Genomic DNA, 15,304 nt, shown 5'->3' on the forward strand with positions numbered 1-15,304 from the left:
AGATGAGAAATCTGGTTCAAAATATAGCAGATGATTTCTTTGAGATTCTGAGATACGACAAAAAAGATTGGTATAAATACTGGAAAAAATACAGTGAAAAACATGAACCAATTATTCATAATTATGAGGAAAGACTTGATCTTTCACAAGAACAAGTGAAGGAGTTACTTGATGAACTAAGACGTCCTTTGTTAGATAGTTTAATGCAATATTGGCATGAGACATCAAGGGATCAGAAACTGTATTGCTCAAAACTTGTTTCCCATAGACATGACCTTTTTCAATTACAAAGAGAAGATTTTTCAATAATTCTGACGGGCTTGCTTGGTTTAAAGGACTGGGTTGTAGTTGAAGGGAATCGGGAAAATGTCATCTTAATAGACCTTTTATCGCTTTACAAAAAAGGAATTATCGATAAAGTTGCCGAAGTTACATTCCAGGCGGTGAAATCCTTCAGAGATGGTATGTATACAGGTGACTATATTCCAAAACAAGAACTATTTATACGATTGACACATGAGATAGACAAAATACTTGAAAAACACAATTTGGCAGATTCGATGAAGATGATCTGTGAGCTTTTGTATTCAAATGTCGCTTATTATGATTGGGTTGGTTTTTATTTGGTGGATCAAAATAAAGCAAACGAACTCGTATTAGGACCATTTGTGGGTGAGCCAACAGAGCATGTTAGGATACCTTTTGGAAAAGGTATCTGTGGACAGGCGGCTGCGACTGGCATGACCTTTCTTGTTCAAGACGTTTCGAGGGAAACCAATTATCTTTCTTGCAGTCCCAAGGTGAAGGCTGAAATCGTTGTACCCATAAAGTTATCTGAAAAGATTTTTGGAGAACTGGACATAGACAGCCATGTACTCAATCCTTTTGATGAAAGTGATGATCGGTTTTTGAATACCATTTGTGAAAAAATCTCTAAGAAGATGAGGAGTGATACCGAGTGGAAGTGAGTGAACTTGTCAGAAAAGCTGCTAAGAATTTTGAAACACCTTTTTTATTGATCGACTTAGACATTGTGGAAGAAAACTACAAAAAACTCTCTAAAGCGATCCCTGGATGTAAGATCTTCTATGCAATCAAGGCAAATAGCCATCCGAGAATAATCGAAAGACTCAGAGATCTTGGTAGTAACTTTGATGTGGCTTCAATAGGAGAGATAAGAAAGCTGATAGATCTTGGTGTCACACCAGACAGGATGATCTTCGCAAATCCTATCAAGCGAGAGAAAGATATTGCTGCAGCTTATGATCTTGGCTTGGATCTTTTTGCAGCAGATTCGACGATGGAGCTTGAAAAGATAGCAGAGAATGCACCAGGTTCGCAGGTAGTGATACGTGTTGCTGTGGAGAATACTCACAGTGATTGGCCTTTATCGAGAAAATTTGGTGTTGATATGTTAGTTGCTGTTGACTTAATCGCATATGCTCAGAAATTGAGGTTGATACCCGTTGGGGTCAGTTTTCATGTCGGTTCACAGAATTACGACCCACACAGTTGGTCAAATGCAATTGAAAGGGTGGCAAAGATATTCTACTGGGCAGATAGAAATTTTGGAATAAATTTGAAGATATTAGACATAGGCGGGGGTATACCGATAAAGCATGTTAAACCTATACCCACTGTCGAAGAGATCGGGCATATAGTTTTGCAATCGGTTAACGAGTATCTTTATGGAGTCAAGGGGTTGCAGATCTTTGCGGAACCCGGTAGATCTATGGTCGGTAATTCAGCGATATTGGTGAGTAAAGTTCTTTTGAGATGCCAAAGAGGAAGTGAGGAATGGGTCTACATAGATGCTGGTGTCTTTCATGGTTTAATGGAAACCATTGAGAATTTCAGGTATGAGATACAAGTCGATGGTAAAGAATCAGAACAGAAGATACCGTTCGTCCTGGCAGGTCCAACCTGTGATAGTGTGGATAAAGTCTATGACGATGCGATGCTACCTTACAATATAACACTGGATGATATAGTCTATTTCATAAACGCTGGAGCGTATACAGTCGAATATGGAACAAATTTCAACGGAATACCTTCACCCAAAGTCTATTTCGTGCAGGATCTGAAGTAAGCTCAAATTTCAATAACCTGAACAAAAACTGTTCTAACCCTGGGGCCATCAAATTCACATAAGAAGATCTTTTGCCAGGTTCCCAGGGTTAGTTTTCCACCAAAAATCGGAATCGAAGCCGAAGATCCTACCAGAGAAGTCTTTATATGCGCATCGGCATTTCCTTCAAGGTGTTCATATTTCAAGTTTTCTGGTACCAATTCTGCAAGCCTTTTTAATATATCAAACCTAACAGATCGATCGCTACCTTCATTTATTGTAATACCCGCAGTCGTGTGTGGGACAAATACAAAACAAATACCTTCTTTAACATTTGATTCGTCAATCATTCTTTGAATCTCATGAGAAATATCGATGAACTCTTCACGTTGGGATGATCTCACTGTGAAAGTCTTCAAGGGACCACCTCATTCGAACAAAACATTTGTTATTATGACTATGTAACCATTGTGTTCTTCGAATTCCACCTTGACTCTGTCTCTTTCAACTTTAAAAGTATCGCTCACCCAATCGACAATTCTTTGTTTTATTTTTTCTGAATTCTCTTCGAACTCATTCTTGGGGACTATCTCAGTTACCGCTACGGGTCGTCTGCGTTCCAAAATTGTCTCTAATCTTTTATAAGCGGTTTCTCTACTTCTTTCGCGTTTTCTTCTCTTAAAAAGTCCAAAGAACCACACAGACATCATCCCCTTTTCCTACCGAAAAGATTTCTAAAGAACGCGACGAACCCTTTTTCAGAGATTTGAGATATATCCTCATCCACGGGAATTGATTCACCTTTAAGGCGTTTTGCAATGTTCTCAAAGACCTTTGATACCGACATATCTCCATTTAAGACAACCGGTAATCCCTTGTTTGTTGCTATAATAACTTCCTCAGAATCGGGGATAACACCTATGATTTCCAAAGCAAGAGTTGACTCCACATCTTGTTGTGTTAACATTTCACCCGCTTTGACCATCTTGATTTTGAATCTATTGAGTATTACCTTCATAGATCGATCATTGAACCCGAAATTTTCAAGCAATCCCACCACTCTATCGGCATCGGAGATCGCTGGTAATTCAGGAGTCGTAACTATCAGAGCAGTTTCCGCTGCCGCAACAGCATTTCTAAAACCTCTTTCGATGCCAGCGGGGGAATCGACCAAAATATAATCGAATACTGGATACAACGATTTCACGATATTTTTCATATCTTCTGGGGAAACCATTTCTTTTGTGGCAACTTGTGAAGCTGCGAGTAGATACAGATTTCTCATTTGCTTGTGCCTTACTAAGGCTTCTTGGGCATTTACCTTTCCGTTCACAACATCCAGCAATGTATATACGACTCTATTCTCAAGCCCAAGGACAACATCGAGATTCTTCAGGCCTATATCGGCATCAATTAGGCAAACTTTTTCACCGAGTTTAGCCAGTGTACAACCAAGATTTGCCGTTATCGTGGTCTTACCAACACCACCTTTCCCCGAAGTTACCACGATTACCTTTGCCACCTATTTCACCACCTTCCAACAGTGGGCAAAAAGTAGATCTTTTAATTGAATTTTACCACAATAGAAAATTATGTCGTAATTCTTCAAAGATTTTCTGAATCAAAATTAATTATAGTCATCATACTCGTCGATATCATCGTAATCGTCAGTGTCTTCATACTCGTCAATATCAACGAGTTTTTCAATTTCTTCGCTGTCTTCTTCGATATACTCACTGTCAATGAGTTCTTTGATTTCTTCAATACTTGATTCACTGTACTCATTCTTATCCAAGATGAGTTCTTGCACTATATAAGGAATTCCATGTTTTCTTTCATATCCTATAGCTATTAACCTAACCTTTCCTTCATCGGTGAATTTTAATATTTCGTAGTCTCCATAAGATTCGAGGTGTTCAGAGTTCTCGATCAGCTCTCTCACAAAATCATCTCCGAAGGTGCTCTCAAGATCGGCGATCTCGCCTGTTTGAAGTAATTGCTTTAGCATACTCCTTTCTTCCTTTGTCGTTACATATTTCTCCATCCAAGGTTGCATATCAAATCACCTCCACATTGTTATTTCTTCCATTAATAGACATGGTTATCTTCAACACAGTTCAATGGATGCAAAATAGATTAAACCACAAAAATCATAATTTTTCCATCCTTTTTAGCGACGAATATAGATCAAAAGATATTACATAGAGACATGTCTAAATCTATGTTATAGTATCTTTGTCATGAATCTGAAAGGAGTGCTGACGTTGAGACTTTTCATATTTGATATAGGTGGTGTGGTGTGTGAAAATACTTCTGTGGTCCCCAATATATGTGAATACCTTGGTCTTTCGAAACCTGAATTTTTGGATGTAGCAAACCAAGCAGGTTTGAAAGAGATTCAAACGGGAATGATCAGCTTAGAACAGTTTTGGACAGAATTTTCTCGCATATCTGGTATTGCTGTTACTGAAGATTTATGGGCAAAGTTTTTTAATCCCAGATTGAATACACAGACAGTACAAATAATAAACCAGTTGAAAATCACCTACAGAGTTGTAGCTGGTACGAATACAATTGAATCACATTACAAGATACATTTGAAGAGAGGAGATTACGGATTTTTCGATAAAGTATACGCTTCGCACATAGTGGGTTATATGAAGCCTGATCCTCAGTTTTATCTTCATATATTGAAAGAAGAAAGAGTCTCACCTGTACAAGTTGTTTTTGTTGATGACATGAGAGAAAATGTTCAAATGGCATCACAATTGGGTATTGAATCAATCCTTTTCACTGATGCACAAGAACTTCGACAGAAGTTGCTCGATTTACAACTTCTGTCAAACAAATAGAAAGGGGAGATTTTTGTGAAGGTAGGCTGGAAAACTCTTTTTGTAATGCTGATCCTTGTTGGTACGATAGTCTTACCGGCAAAAATCACGATAACTTGGTGGATCAACCCCTGGAGAATAGCCCCCCCTGGTCATCCTGCAGATAAGGCTTTAACGGGTGAAGAGTTTCCAAAATGGGTTTCTGAAGAATTTATGAAGCTCCATCCAGACGTAGAAGTTAAATACGTTCTTGTGACAAACCAAGAATATGCTCAGAAACTCGCAGCAGCTATTGCCACAAAGACTCAGCCGGACTTTTTCAAGGGACCTGTTTGGGATAGTCGATGGGCGAAGAGTGGTTTGCTTGAGCCAATTGATGACTATCTTTCTCAAGAAGATTGGAATGATTTCTACGATCAGTGTTTGAAGGCTGGTTATATCAACGGAAAGCACTATGTGTGGCCATGGGTTTATGGAACAAATGGCATGGGTTCGACAATGCTCCTTTATACACCAGATTTTGAGAAAGCTGGTATCGACTGGCGAAAGATCGTCAATGAAGGTTGGACAATGGAAGAATTTGTAGAGATATGCAAGAAACTCACTTGGGACAGTGATGGTGATGGACAGATTGATCATTATGCACTTGCACTTGGGGCAAAGGGTGATATGGTTCACAACGTTTTGAATTTCATTTATGCATTTGGTGGGAGATTGACAAATGAAGATGAGTCAGAAGTGATTCTCAACAGCCCCGAGGCAGTTAAAGGCCTGCAATTTGTCCTTGATCTGATAGAAAAATACGGTGTTGCACCAAAGGGAGCCGAGGCACTCGACATTTATGGTGTGATAAGTTACTTTCACACACACAAAGCGAGCATAGGTTTTGGTGGGCCATACGAGATAGGTAGGATCACGCGCTATGTAAAAGAGGGTCGTCTCTCCGAGGCATTCTATCCAGTTATTGCTCCATTTCCACATGTTGAAGGCAAGGATCCGGTGGCATATGCTCGAGGGAGTGGTTTCATTGTCTTCAAACAAAACGATGCAAAGAAAAGGGATATGATCTTTGAATTTCTCAAATTCATAACCAACAAGCAAAACATTGCCCTACTTGAAACACTCCAATATCTAACAGCGAGAAAATCTGTTAATGAGACACTTTACAAAAACGATCCATACATGAACGAGCAAGTGAGAAAGTATTCAGAAATCATGGGAAAATACGGTGTAGAGTTTTTTGGAAGTGAAGAATTTCCATGGTCTCAAATGAATGCACACTTTGTAGCGGCTCTTGAAGCGACATTTGCCAAAACAAAGACACCTCAAAAAGCCTTAGATGACTTTGTTACAGAAGCAAATAAAATTCTAAAGAAAACAAAATAAGACATCGGGACGACCACAAGGTCGTCCCTTGATTTTTTGTGAGGTGATGTAACTTGAGCTTGTTCAAACGAATATACAAAAACAGGTATGGGTATTTCTTTTTGTTGCCGCATTTTGTTTTGTTTCTGATCTTTTTTTTAATTCCCGTGGGTAGTGGTGTATACCTTAGCTTATTTGACTACAATGTTTTTTCAAAAACTTTCATAGGATTAGAAAATTATAAAGAGATCTTCAGTGACTGGCTGTTCAAAAAAGCACTTGTGAACACTTTTATATATACCTTTGGTGTAGTTCCGCTATGGCTTGGTAAAGCACTGCTTGTGACGGTTTTGATATACCCATTTCGAAGACCTATTAAGACATTCTTCAAAACGATTTTCTATTTGCCACACGTGACTTCTTCAGTTATCATCTCTTTGATCTGGTTGTGGATATTCAATCCAACCTTTGGTTTATTGAATTACTTCATGAAATTGATGAAACTAAATCCTGTTATCTGGCTTGGAAACAAATTCACAGCTATGCCATCACTTATTGCAATGCAGGTGATTATGGGTGGAGGTTCTACGATTGTATTGTTGTCTGCAGCTATGGCTTCTATACCAGAGTACTATTTTGAGGCAGCAAAGATAGAAGGGGCTAATTCTTGGAATATTTTTTCGAAGATAACCGTTCCATTGCTTAAACCTACCATTTTATATGCACTTGTTATGGGAACTATAGCGAATTTTCAAACCTTTTCCAATATATACGTTATGACCCAAGGAGGTCCAGAATTTTCAACGATCACAGTTGCATATCTTGTATACACTACAGCCTTTAGAGATTACAATTTGGGCTTGGCATCTGCGATGTCTATGGTAATGTTTGTGATTCTGGTTGGCCTTGGCATAATTCAATTCAAATGGCTTGGTTCAAATGTTCAATATTGAGGTGATTTGATGACTAAGATCAATCGTACAAAATGGATCAAGAATACAATTTCGTTAATTATCTTATTTGTACTTGGTTTAATGGCTTTCATACCACTTTACTGGATGGTTGTGACTGCTCTCAAACCACCAACACTGGTCTTGAAATTTCCACCAGAGATCTTTCCAACAAATCCCACGCTGATGAATTTCAAACAACTACTTCAAAGACCGTACATGATCAGATGGACATTCAATAGTGCTGTCGTTGCCGGATCTGTCACTGCGATCAGAATAATTTTGTGTGCTATGGCGGGATATGCAATTGCAAAAAAGAAATTCCCCGGCGCCAAGATATTTTTCTGGATCTATATTGCATCTATGATGATACCCAATCAAGTTACGCTCATACCTTTGTACATAATTGTGTCAAACTTGAGAATGATAAACACCTATTGGGGTTTGATATTACCCAGTGTAGCAGCACCATTTGGCGTATTTTTGATGAGACAATTCATGGTGACATTGCCCGACGAGATCATCGAGGCTGCCAGAATAGATGGGGCAAGTGAGTTTCAGACATTTTGGAAGATCATCTTTCCCATATCCAAACCAGCAATAGCTGTTCTCGGGATCTTCACTTTTGTCAACGAATGGAACGACTTCCTATGGCCATTGATAGTCACGAACACAACAGCGATGAAGACACTCCAAGCAGGTCTTGTGATGATACGTGAAGAAATTCCCATGGAATATGCATTACACATGGCGAGTGCGACTTATGCTGCCATTCCAATGCTCATAGTCTTTTTTGCATTTCAAAGGTATTTCCTACAGGGTATTACCGTTGGGGCTATTAAGTGATGTTCAAATATAACAAGGGGCACGTGAAGTGCCCCTTTTTTCTAAATCTTAAACTTTCTAACCTGTTCAACAAGAGTTTCAGCGATAGAAGATAACTCTTCAGAAGCACTTGAAACACTTTGACTTGAATCAGCTTGTTGTTTTACTGCTTGAGTCATCTCTTCTATCTGTTGTGCTATGGATGTTATTGACTTTGTTGCACTGTCCATTGCACTACTCATCTCTTGTGCTGCTGCACTCTGTTCCTGTGCACTCGCTGCTAAACTCTCTATCTGACTACTTATCGTCTCTACTTGTTTTAGAATATTCATTAACCTTTCTCTTACTACCTCAGATTGTTCTGTTGCCTTCTCTACTACCTTCACCGTCTCAGTTGTAACTATACTCGCTTGTTGTGCTCCTTGTTGGATCTGATTCAATATCTGTCCTATCTTGTCTGTCGCTTTCTTACTCTCTTCTGCAAGTTTTCTTATCTCATCTGCTACTACTGCAAATCCCCTACCTGCTTCTCCTGCCCTCGCTGCTTCTATCGCTGCATTCAATGCCAATAAGTTTGTCTGTTCTGCTATTGAGTTTATTGTTTGTACTATCTCTTGTATGTTCTTTGCCCTTTCACTTAATTCATTCACTGCCTTCTCTGTTTGTGTTGATTTCTCTTTGGTCTGGTTTATTATCTGTACTATACTCTGTACTGCTTTCTCTCCTTCTTTGGCTGCATTGTTCACCTCTGATGCTTTTTCTGTTAATCCTTGAGCTGATTTAGATACGTTCTGTGCACTGGCTGCTACTTCTTCTATACCACTTGTCACTTCTTGTATCGATGCACTTGCATTCTGTGCTGATTTATTTACTTCTTCCATCTGTGAGGATAATTCTTCACTGGTTGCACTCACTTCTTGAGCTGTGCTTGCTAAATTCTCTGAAGATGCATGTATTTGGTTTGATCCTTCTTGGATTGTTCTCATAGATTCTTTCAATGATTCTGCCATTTGTTCTAAGGCTTGTGCCATCTGTGATACTTCATCTTTGCCTTTTGTTTCAAATTTCACTGTTAGATCCCCTTTACCAAATTCAATGGCTTTGTCTGCAAGCACTTTAATAGGATTGGATATCGAGAAACTAATCAAGAAGATCAAGATTAAAAAGCCTACAAATGACGGAATTGTTATGAATAAATAAGACAAGATTCTCCTTTGGAAGGATTGTTGGATATCATCTATATAGACGCCACTTCCTATGATCCAACCCCAGGGTTTAAACTTTTTCACAAAAGATAGCTTCGGATACAACTCCCTTGATGTTGTGCCATCTTTCAAAGGTTTTGTCCACAGATATTGTACATAACCGCCATTTGGATCTGCATTCGTTACCTCCACGAAAGCCTGGAATAGGTTCTTCTTTCCATCAGTTTTCGTAATCTTTCGGTCACTAATTGTTTCCATAAGAGTTGCACAGTTGTACTTAGGATCATCCAATACCTTCCCATTCAAAGTAGGAGTGGTTGCATGCATAATCATGGTTGGATAAGGCAATACATCATCATTGATCCAGAAATATTCAACACCTTCGTAGCGCAAGGATTTAATAATCTCCTTAACCGTGTTCTTCGCCTGTTCTTCTGTCATGACTCCTTGTTGAGAAAGTTTGTAGTAATTCTCTATAATTGAATATGCAGTTTCTACAACATGTTTCTGCTTCAGTTTCCTTTCTGCATAAATCGTTACCTTAACAAGGTTTGAACCATAAAAAACCAAAAAGGTAAGTATAGCAAATACTGGCAAAGATAAGAACAACAGTAGTTTACCACGTATTGTCTTCATAAATTCACCTCCATTAAAAGTTACCCAAAGTCTCAAGTATTATATAAAAGTAAAGTAGAGCTTCCTGAGGAGTTTGCACCTTTAAGTGACCTATCTTCAAAAGTTGGTTTGCATGCAACCTCTTTACCCGTTGCTTTTGAAATCAAATTCAACACGATTGATTTTTTAATTATCTTGGCATTCTGAAATTTTTGCACATACTAAGTTTTGCTTTTTTGCATAATACATCGCAGAATCTGCATTCCTTATGAGTTGATCTATATTTTCACCATCTTCTGGATATTCTGCTATGCCTATATTGGCTGAAATGTGGAAATTCATACCAGAGATCTCGATTGGTTCTTCGATTGATTTTATTACGCGTTCCACAAAATGTTCGGCATCGGTCATCGAACAATCATAAAGTATCATGACGAATTCATTTCCACCAAACCTTGAGACAAGATCGCTACTTCTGGTTAATTTTTCCAATCTACTTCCAACTATTCTCAACACTTCATCTCCTGTGTGATGTCCATATTCATCATTGATCTTTTTGAATTTACACAGATCCATGAACAGAACACTCACTTTCTTACCTTCTCTTTTTGCAAGCGAGATTATTTTTTCACTGAATTCTTCAAACATTCTTCTGTTAGCAAGTCCAGTTAATGTATCATGAAATGAAAGATATTCCATCAATTCTTGTTGTTGTACAAGTTGTCTCTCAAAGTTTATTCTGTGCAAAATCATCGCAAGGTGGTTCGCAAAGAGTTTTGCAAGTTCTACTGATTCACTTGTGAATGCATCTTCTTTGTCAAAATTGTCCAGATTGAACAAAAGTGTGATCTCCGAATTTATCCTGACGGGTATTATAAGGGTGGATTTAATCTCGTCTATCCTGCCGGCTTTCCTAAGAATCTCCAATCTTTCTGATGATATGTTCGATTCGTCGTATTGCTTTAAACCTGTTCTTATGAAAAACTCACCCGAGGTCCATTGAGAGATCTCTTGAGTACTAAAAGAAATTTTTGAAAGCTCTTTTAAATCATATCCAAATGAGGCCACGTATTTATATCTTTCATTTTCTTTCACAAGAACGGTACCACTTTGAGCACCAGGTACAATCTCTATCGCTTTTTCAAGTAGAGTCTGGTAAGGCTGTTCTATCTTTCCCTGTAAGTACTTTCCTGTTAAATCTAAAATGATTTGCAAAGCCTTTCTTTCTCTTTCTGATTTTTTCCACAGAATTCTTTCTACTGAGAACCTTGTTTTAGTATTGTTCCAGATAGAATACAACATGATGATGGTTGAAACCAATAAAGCATTTAAGAATGAAAAAACATCTAAATCTGAAGATATACGTTGATATTTCAAACCAAAGGTAAAGTCTTTTCCTGTTTTACTGATTTTGATATTTCTAACGCCAAGTGAATTCAATATTTCCTGCGAGTCCAATGTTGCTAAAATTACTTTACCAGGAACGTAGAGATTTAAATTCTCTGTGTAGATATTGAATTTGATTGCCAAATTTTCGTCAATCAATTCTATTTGGTAGGGTTCCGCAGTGTGTTGATTTACTTTTAGAACCTTCAGTTCTCTAATCTCTGGAAATTCTTGCCTGATCTCTGTGAAAAGCTTTTCTATTTGCTGTGTGTCATTTTGGAAAAACAATCTTAGAGTAGAGTCGCGTTGAAAGTACATAACGCTTATGTATTTCGCGGTTTGCTCTACCTTTCCAAGATATGCTGTTTTTGCCAATTGTATACTGTGGTCAAATCTTTGATGGTTCAAGAAGGCGAATATAGTTAGAACAATGGCAAAGACAATGATGAATAAAAAAACTTGTCTTATCATCGGAACACTTCCTGTTTTAAATTTGTCAAGTGTAATATATCATAGTTTTGTGGATATGAATCATTTTTTAACACCATGTTCTGATTCTTGTTTTACTCAGAAATTGTTATAAAATTAAAGACGAGGTGATCTATGATGAAAAGTTTAGTTCTAATAGCATTACTTGTCACTGTGAGTGTTTTTTCATTGAATATTCTTGTTCCAGCTGGTCCAACTGTGGTAAGTGTTGCTGCTTTGCTTGAAGAAAAGGTGAGTTCAGATGTACCGTTGAAGATTGATTTTTGGCGGACACTTGATCAAGTGAGTGCACAGATAGCCGCTAAATCGGTTGATATAGTAGTTTTGCCGGTTTCAATTGGAACAACTCTTTATTTAAAAAATGTAGATTTGAGACTTGCTGCTGTGACGCTCTGGAGTGGTTTTTATGTTGTTACTAAGGATATTAAACTCAGTTCTGTTGAAGATTTGAACAACCAAGAAATCTACACACCTCAAGGTAAGGGACAGACAGGTGATGTTTTGATAAGATTTTTGGTAGAAAAATATAATCTCTCAAATGCCTCTATAAAATACGCGGTTCAAAATGAGATTGTTGCGCTTATGAGTGCTGGAAAGGTAAAAATTGCCGTTCTTCCAGAGCCATTTGTCACACTCGCGTTGAGAAATGCTTCTGCATCGATTGCGTTTGACTTACAGCAGATTTGGTCACAGCTCACAGGAAAAAAGCCAGAGGTACCAATCACAGGCGTCTTTGTCAGAGGAGAACTTCTTCAGAAAACACAAGAGATTTTGCAAGCACTCGATGCGATTAAAAGATCGATCGATTATGCCAAGCAAAATCCAAAGGAAGTATCTCAACTCTCTGCAAAATACCTTGGTGGTACGAGTCCGGAAGTCATAGAAGAATCTCTGAGAAGAACCCTGTATGAGTATCGATCTGCGAAGGATCAAAAAGAAGATATCGTCTTTTATTTGAATACAGTAAAACAGATTGAGCCAGAGGCTATGCCGACACTTCCAGATGATGCTTTCTTCGCGTTCTAAGTGGTTTTTGCTCGGGATAGTTTTTTTGATATGTTTTTGGTATATGATATCTTTTCTTGTTGGATCTTCTTTAGTCTTTCCTAATCCAAATCTCGTTGTTGCCCAGATCTTTGAGCTTGCAAAGACTGGGCAGTTATTTATTTATTTGTGGCAAACTTTCTACAAAGCCTTTTTGGGATTGATACTCGCTCTATTGACGGGTTTGTTTTTAGGGTTTGTGATTGGTATATCGCAGAGATTGTATGAATTATTTCGTCCTCTTCTGATGATTGTTCGGTCTGTTCCAGTTGTTTCGTGGTTGAGTACGGTGATACTTCTGTGGGGTATAGGGTGGAAGGGCGTCGTCTTCATTGTTTTTATGACTCTACTGCCTACGGTGGTCTTCAACATTGCCGAAGGTGTTAGAGCGGTGGATGTCAGGTTGCTCGAGATGGCAAGGATATATTCTGTCTCGAAAAAAAGGGTTTTTGAAAAAATCTATCTTGGCTCTGTCTTGCCATTTTTGCTTTCGGCTATAAACGTGAGTATTGGTACTATGTGGAAAGCGGCTATTGTCTCTGAATATCTGATTGGTGATAGCGGTCTTGGATTACAGATCTTTCAATCGAAATTTTACATAGACACTCCGAAGGTTTTTGCTTTTACCATCAGTGCTGTGCTGTTTGGACTTGTACTTGAATTGATTTTTTCATCGCTTTGGGAGAGGTATTTTAGTGAGAAAAGTACTTGAGTTGTTGAATGTATGTAAGGATTTCGGAAGACTGAAGGTTCTAAAAGATATCAATTTCAGTCTATATGAAGGCCAGTCAGTAGCGATAGTTGGTAAATCAGGTTGTGGAAAAACAACATTGCTGAGAATCATTGCAGCTCTTGACAGTCCGACCTTTGGTGAGATTAAAAGAGATTTTAAGAGTGTTGGTTATGTATTTCAAGAAGATCGTCTGATACCTTGGTGTACGGCTTTTGAGAATCTGTTATTTGTTTGTGAAGATACAGATCGAATACTCAGTGTTCTGAAATTAGTAGGGCTTGAAGAGTTCAGAGATTATAAACCAAGAAAATTAAGTGGTGGAATGAGACAAAGATTGAATTTGGCTCGTGCTTTGGTTAAGAAACCTGATCTATTGCTTTTTGATGAACCATTTCAGAGTTTGGATCTTGTGACTAAATCAAAGTTGATAGGGGATTTACAGAAAATCTTGAAAGAGCTCGGTACGACTTATATAATCGTAACTCACGACATAAGAGAAGCCGCGTGTTTGTCACAAAAAATATACGTTCTTGCTGGGCAGCCTGCGACGATTGCCAAGCAGATAGATTTAAACAGAAAAATCACCAATTTATTCGATCCTCAAATTCTCGAAATTGAAGAGCAAGTCACGTCTTTGCAGCAAGGTGATTTTTATAAAGTTGAGTGATCAGCGAAATCAGTTTTTGTGGATCATCTATTTTGTAGAGATTTGTGTCTACCGGTAGATCACTCGATCCGAAACCCTTTGGTCCTGCGAAATGTTTTGAAAATTCTTTTGAAAGCTCGAGTTCTTTTCTTTCATCAGGAATAATAAACACCGATAAAACCGTTGAGTATCTCATGAGATAATCTATATGCCAGTGATATTTTTTTCGCTCGCTCATGTGCCTACAGATCCTTTTTTGTAAGTTGTTCATTGCAGAACCAATGTAGGCGTATAAGCCTTTTTTGATCTGCCAATTTTTTCCACAATCGAGTTTGATGTCTTGATTTACTTTGATCAAAAGTACATAAGTTCCTTTCACAGAATCACCTCGGCTGTAAAAAATGTTATCATTTGATTGGTCGAAAAATGTGTGAGTTTGGTTTTATAACCCAAAGGGGGATATGAGAATGTGGATGGTAATCTCTGATACTCATGATAATCTTGTAAAAATCAAATGTTTTGTTGAAGAAGCAATCAAAAGAGGAGTTACCCATGTATTTCACTGTGGTGATATTGTCTCCCCATTTGCACTCGTTGAACTCATGAAAGGTAGCTTTGATTTTCATGGAGTTTTTGGAAACAACGATGGTGAGGTGATATTGCTCAATCAAAAATCTTCTGGAAGGGTTAGAAAGGGACCTCTTGAACTTGTCATAGATGGGTACAGAGTTCTTTTAATGCACGAACCGTGTGCGCTTGAAGCATTGCTCGAAGCCAATTATTACGACTTCATCTTTTACGGGCATATTCATAAGGTTGATATTAGAAAAAGTGCAAAAACCATGATTGTGAACCCAGGCGATGCGAGTGGATATCTCTCAAACCAAGCAACGGTGGCATTTGTGAATCCACAAACTAAGGAGATAGAAATCTACCATGTGTGAAAGACTATTGACTTTTCTCTGTGAATGGGATAGGCTAAGTATCGAATATGAGAATTCCCAAAAAGATAGTTCAGATATCGCCTTTGGGTAGTAAAATCAAAAAGCTATTTCTCAGTGCATGTGATTGCAAGGGTAGGTTGTTTTTCTCAAAGTTGAATATTTATAAAAAGGTCAGCAAAAGCTGACCTTTTTTATTTTATGGA

At 38.1% G+C, this 15,304-nt stretch carries 18 protein-coding genes; 11 read left to right on the plus strand and 7 right to left on the minus strand.

Annotated features, from left to right (window positions below):
• Window positions 1-2: 2 nt before the first annotated feature.
• Both TSP02S_RS01330 and TSP02S_RS01335 read left to right on the plus strand, forming a co-directional pair.
• Window positions 3-968 (plus strand): GAF domain-containing protein, encoded by a 966-nt coding sequence (locus tag TSP02S_RS01330; RefSeq protein WP_041081312.1) that lies wholly within the window; start codon window positions 3-5, stop codon window positions 966-968.
• A complete protein-coding gene (locus tag TSP02S_RS01335) occupies window positions 959-2,089 on the plus strand; it encodes a type III PLP-dependent enzyme (RefSeq protein WP_041081313.1) in 1,131 nt (376 codons plus the stop codon). The genes TSP02S_RS01330 and TSP02S_RS01335 overlap by 10 nt, the downstream gene beginning before the upstream one ends.
• A 2-nt stretch (window positions 2,090-2,091) precedes the next feature.
• Here TSP02S_RS01335 and TSP02S_RS01340 read toward each other — a convergent pair whose 3' ends face one another.
• From TSP02S_RS01340 to TSP02S_RS01355, 4 genes are all read right to left on the minus strand, one after another.
• A complete protein-coding gene (locus TSP02S_RS01340) occupies window positions 2,092-2,487 on the minus strand; it encodes a secondary thiamine-phosphate synthase enzyme YjbQ (RefSeq protein WP_041081315.1) in 396 nt (131 codons plus the stop codon).
• A gap of 9 nt (window positions 2,488-2,496) precedes the next feature.
• The gene (locus TSP02S_RS01345) at window positions 2,497-2,769 is read right to left on the minus strand and encodes a hypothetical protein (protein ID WP_041081317.1); all 273 of its coding nucleotides are present in this window, start codon (window positions 2,767-2,769) and stop codon (window positions 2,497-2,499) included.
• Window positions 2,770-2,774: 5 nt separating this feature from the next.
• Entirely contained in the window at window positions 2,775-3,590 is an 816-nt protein-coding gene (minD, locus tag TSP02S_RS01350) for a septum site-determining protein MinD (RefSeq protein WP_041081319.1), read from the minus strand.
• A gap of 105 nt (window positions 3,591-3,695) precedes the next feature.
• A complete protein-coding gene (locus tag TSP02S_RS01355; protein ID WP_041081321.1) occupies window positions 3,696-4,124 on the minus strand; it encodes a hypothetical protein in 429 nt (142 codons plus the stop codon).
• A gap of 208 nt (window positions 4,125-4,332) precedes the next feature.
• Here TSP02S_RS01355 and TSP02S_RS01360 point away from each other — a divergent pair, with 208 nt between their 5' ends.
• The 4 genes from TSP02S_RS01360 to TSP02S_RS01375 all read left to right on the plus strand — a co-directional run bounded on the left by TSP02S_RS01360 (window position 4,333) and on the right by TSP02S_RS01375 (window position 8,060).
• Window positions 4,333-4,920 carry an HAD family hydrolase gene (locus TSP02S_RS01360; protein WP_052465255.1) on the plus strand — a complete coding sequence of 196 codons (588 nt, stop codon included), beginning with the start codon at window positions 4,333-4,335 and terminating at the stop codon, window positions 4,918-4,920.
• Window positions 4,921-4,935: 15 nt separating this feature from the next.
• On the plus strand, window positions 4,936-6,285 hold the full coding sequence (locus TSP02S_RS01365; protein WP_232503734.1) for an ABC transporter substrate-binding protein: 1,350 nt from the start codon (window positions 4,936-4,938) through the stop codon (window positions 6,283-6,285).
• Window positions 6,286-6,389: 104 nt separating this feature from the next.
• Window positions 6,390-7,217, plus strand: coding sequence for a carbohydrate ABC transporter permease (locus TSP02S_RS01370; RefSeq protein ID WP_232503735.1), 828 nt, complete (start codon window positions 6,390-6,392; stop codon window positions 7,215-7,217).
• Window positions 7,218-7,226: 9 nt separating this feature from the next.
• The gene (locus TSP02S_RS01375; RefSeq protein WP_041081326.1) at window positions 7,227-8,060 is read left to right on the plus strand and encodes a carbohydrate ABC transporter permease; all 834 of its coding nucleotides are present in this window, start codon (window positions 7,227-7,229) and stop codon (window positions 8,058-8,060) included.
• A 41-nt stretch (window positions 8,061-8,101) separates the two neighbouring features.
• On the opposite strand, the gene TSP02S_RS10890 is transcribed toward TSP02S_RS01375, so the two are convergent.
• Together TSP02S_RS10890 and TSP02S_RS01385 are read right to left on the minus strand one after the other, a co-directional pair.
• Window positions 8,102-9,880 (minus strand): methyl-accepting chemotaxis protein, encoded by a 1,779-nt coding sequence (locus TSP02S_RS10890; protein WP_082025854.1) that lies wholly within the window; start codon window positions 9,878-9,880, stop codon window positions 8,102-8,104.
• A gap of 165 nt (window positions 9,881-10,045) precedes the next feature.
• On the minus strand, window positions 10,046-11,716 hold the full coding sequence (locus TSP02S_RS01385) for a sensor domain-containing diguanylate cyclase (protein WP_041081328.1): 1,671 nt from the start codon (window positions 11,714-11,716) through the stop codon (window positions 10,046-10,048).
• 135 nt (window positions 11,717-11,851) lie between these two features.
• On the opposite strand from TSP02S_RS01385, the gene TSP02S_RS01390 reads away from it, so the two are divergent.
• The 3 genes from TSP02S_RS01390 to TSP02S_RS01400 are packed head-to-tail and all read left to right on the plus strand — an operon-like array spanning window position 11,852 to window position 14,178.
• On the plus strand, window positions 11,852-12,760 hold the full coding sequence (locus TSP02S_RS01390) for an ABC transporter substrate-binding protein (RefSeq protein ID WP_041084002.1): 909 nt from the start codon (window positions 11,852-11,854) through the stop codon (window positions 12,758-12,760).
• A gap of 43 nt (window positions 12,761-12,803) precedes the next feature.
• Window positions 12,804-13,490: an ABC transporter permease gene (locus TSP02S_RS01395; RefSeq protein WP_232503736.1), complete on the plus strand. Its 687-nt coding sequence runs from the start codon at window positions 12,804-12,806 to the stop codon at window positions 13,488-13,490.
• A complete protein-coding gene (locus TSP02S_RS01400) occupies window positions 13,474-14,178 on the plus strand; it encodes an ABC transporter ATP-binding protein (protein WP_041081332.1) in 705 nt (234 codons plus the stop codon). Before TSP02S_RS01395 ends, TSP02S_RS01400 begins: the two co-directional genes overlap by 17 nt.
• Here TSP02S_RS01400 and TSP02S_RS01405 read toward each other — a convergent pair.
• Window positions 14,138-14,536: a GIY-YIG nuclease family protein gene (locus tag TSP02S_RS01405; RefSeq protein ID WP_041081334.1), complete on the minus strand. Its 399-nt coding sequence runs from the start codon at window positions 14,534-14,536 to the stop codon at window positions 14,138-14,140. The two genes, TSP02S_RS01400 and TSP02S_RS01405, sit on opposite strands and share 41 nt — an antisense overlap.
• Before the next feature lie 88 nt (window positions 14,537-14,624).
• Between TSP02S_RS01405 and TSP02S_RS01410 the strand changes: the two genes are divergently transcribed.
• Both TSP02S_RS01410 and TSP02S_RS11010 read left to right on the plus strand, forming a co-directional pair.
• Complete coding sequence (locus TSP02S_RS01410) at window positions 14,625-15,101, plus strand: metallophosphoesterase (RefSeq protein ID WP_041081336.1); 477 nt, start codon at window positions 14,625-14,627, stop codon at window positions 15,099-15,101.
• Between the two features lie 47 nt (window positions 15,102-15,148).
• Window positions 15,149-15,286 carry a hypothetical protein gene (locus TSP02S_RS11010; protein WP_171816298.1) on the plus strand — a complete coding sequence of 46 codons (138 nt, stop codon included), beginning with the start codon at window positions 15,149-15,151 and terminating at the stop codon, window positions 15,284-15,286.
• Window positions 15,287-15,304 lie beyond the last annotated feature (18 nt).

Source organism: Thermotoga profunda AZM34c06, from assembly GCF_000828675.1.
GTDB classification, from domain to species: Bacteria; Thermotogota; Thermotogae; order Thermotogales; family DSM-5069; genus Pseudothermotoga_B; species Pseudothermotoga_B profunda.

What these genes read in the sequence shown, in the direction of transcription:
- TSP02S_RS10890 (WP_082025854.1), bottom strand. Translation starts at nt 9,880, where the DNA reads ATGAAGACAATACGTGGTAAACTACTGTTGTTCTTATCTTTGCCAGTA.
- TSP02S_RS11010 (WP_171816298.1), top strand. Translation starts at nt 15,149, where the DNA reads ATGAGAATTCCCAAAAAGATAGTTCAGATATCGCCTTTGGGTAGTAAA.
- TSP02S_RS01385 (WP_041081328.1), bottom strand. Translation starts at nt 11,716, where the DNA reads ATGATAAGACAAGTTTTTTTATTCATCATTGTCTTTGCCATTGTTCTA.
- TSP02S_RS01395 (WP_232503736.1), top strand. Translation starts at nt 12,804, where the DNA reads ATGATATCTTTTCTTGTTGGATCTTCTTTAGTCTTTCCTAATCCAAAT.
- TSP02S_RS01375 (WP_041081326.1), top strand. Translation starts at nt 7,227, where the DNA reads ATGACTAAGATCAATCGTACAAAATGGATCAAGAATACAATTTCGTTA.
- TSP02S_RS01355 (WP_041081321.1), bottom strand. Translation starts at nt 4,124, where the DNA reads ATGCAACCTTGGATGGAGAAATATGTAACGACAAAGGAAGAAAGGAGT.
- TSP02S_RS01390 (WP_041084002.1), top strand. Translation starts at nt 11,852, where the DNA reads ATGAAAAGTTTAGTTCTAATAGCATTACTTGTCACTGTGAGTGTTTTT.
- TSP02S_RS01330 (WP_041081312.1), top strand. Translation starts at nt 3, where the DNA reads ATGAGAAATCTGGTTCAAAATATAGCAGATGATTTCTTTGAGATTCTG.
- TSP02S_RS01410 (WP_041081336.1), top strand. Translation starts at nt 14,625, where the DNA reads ATGTGGATGGTAATCTCTGATACTCATGATAATCTTGTAAAAATCAAA.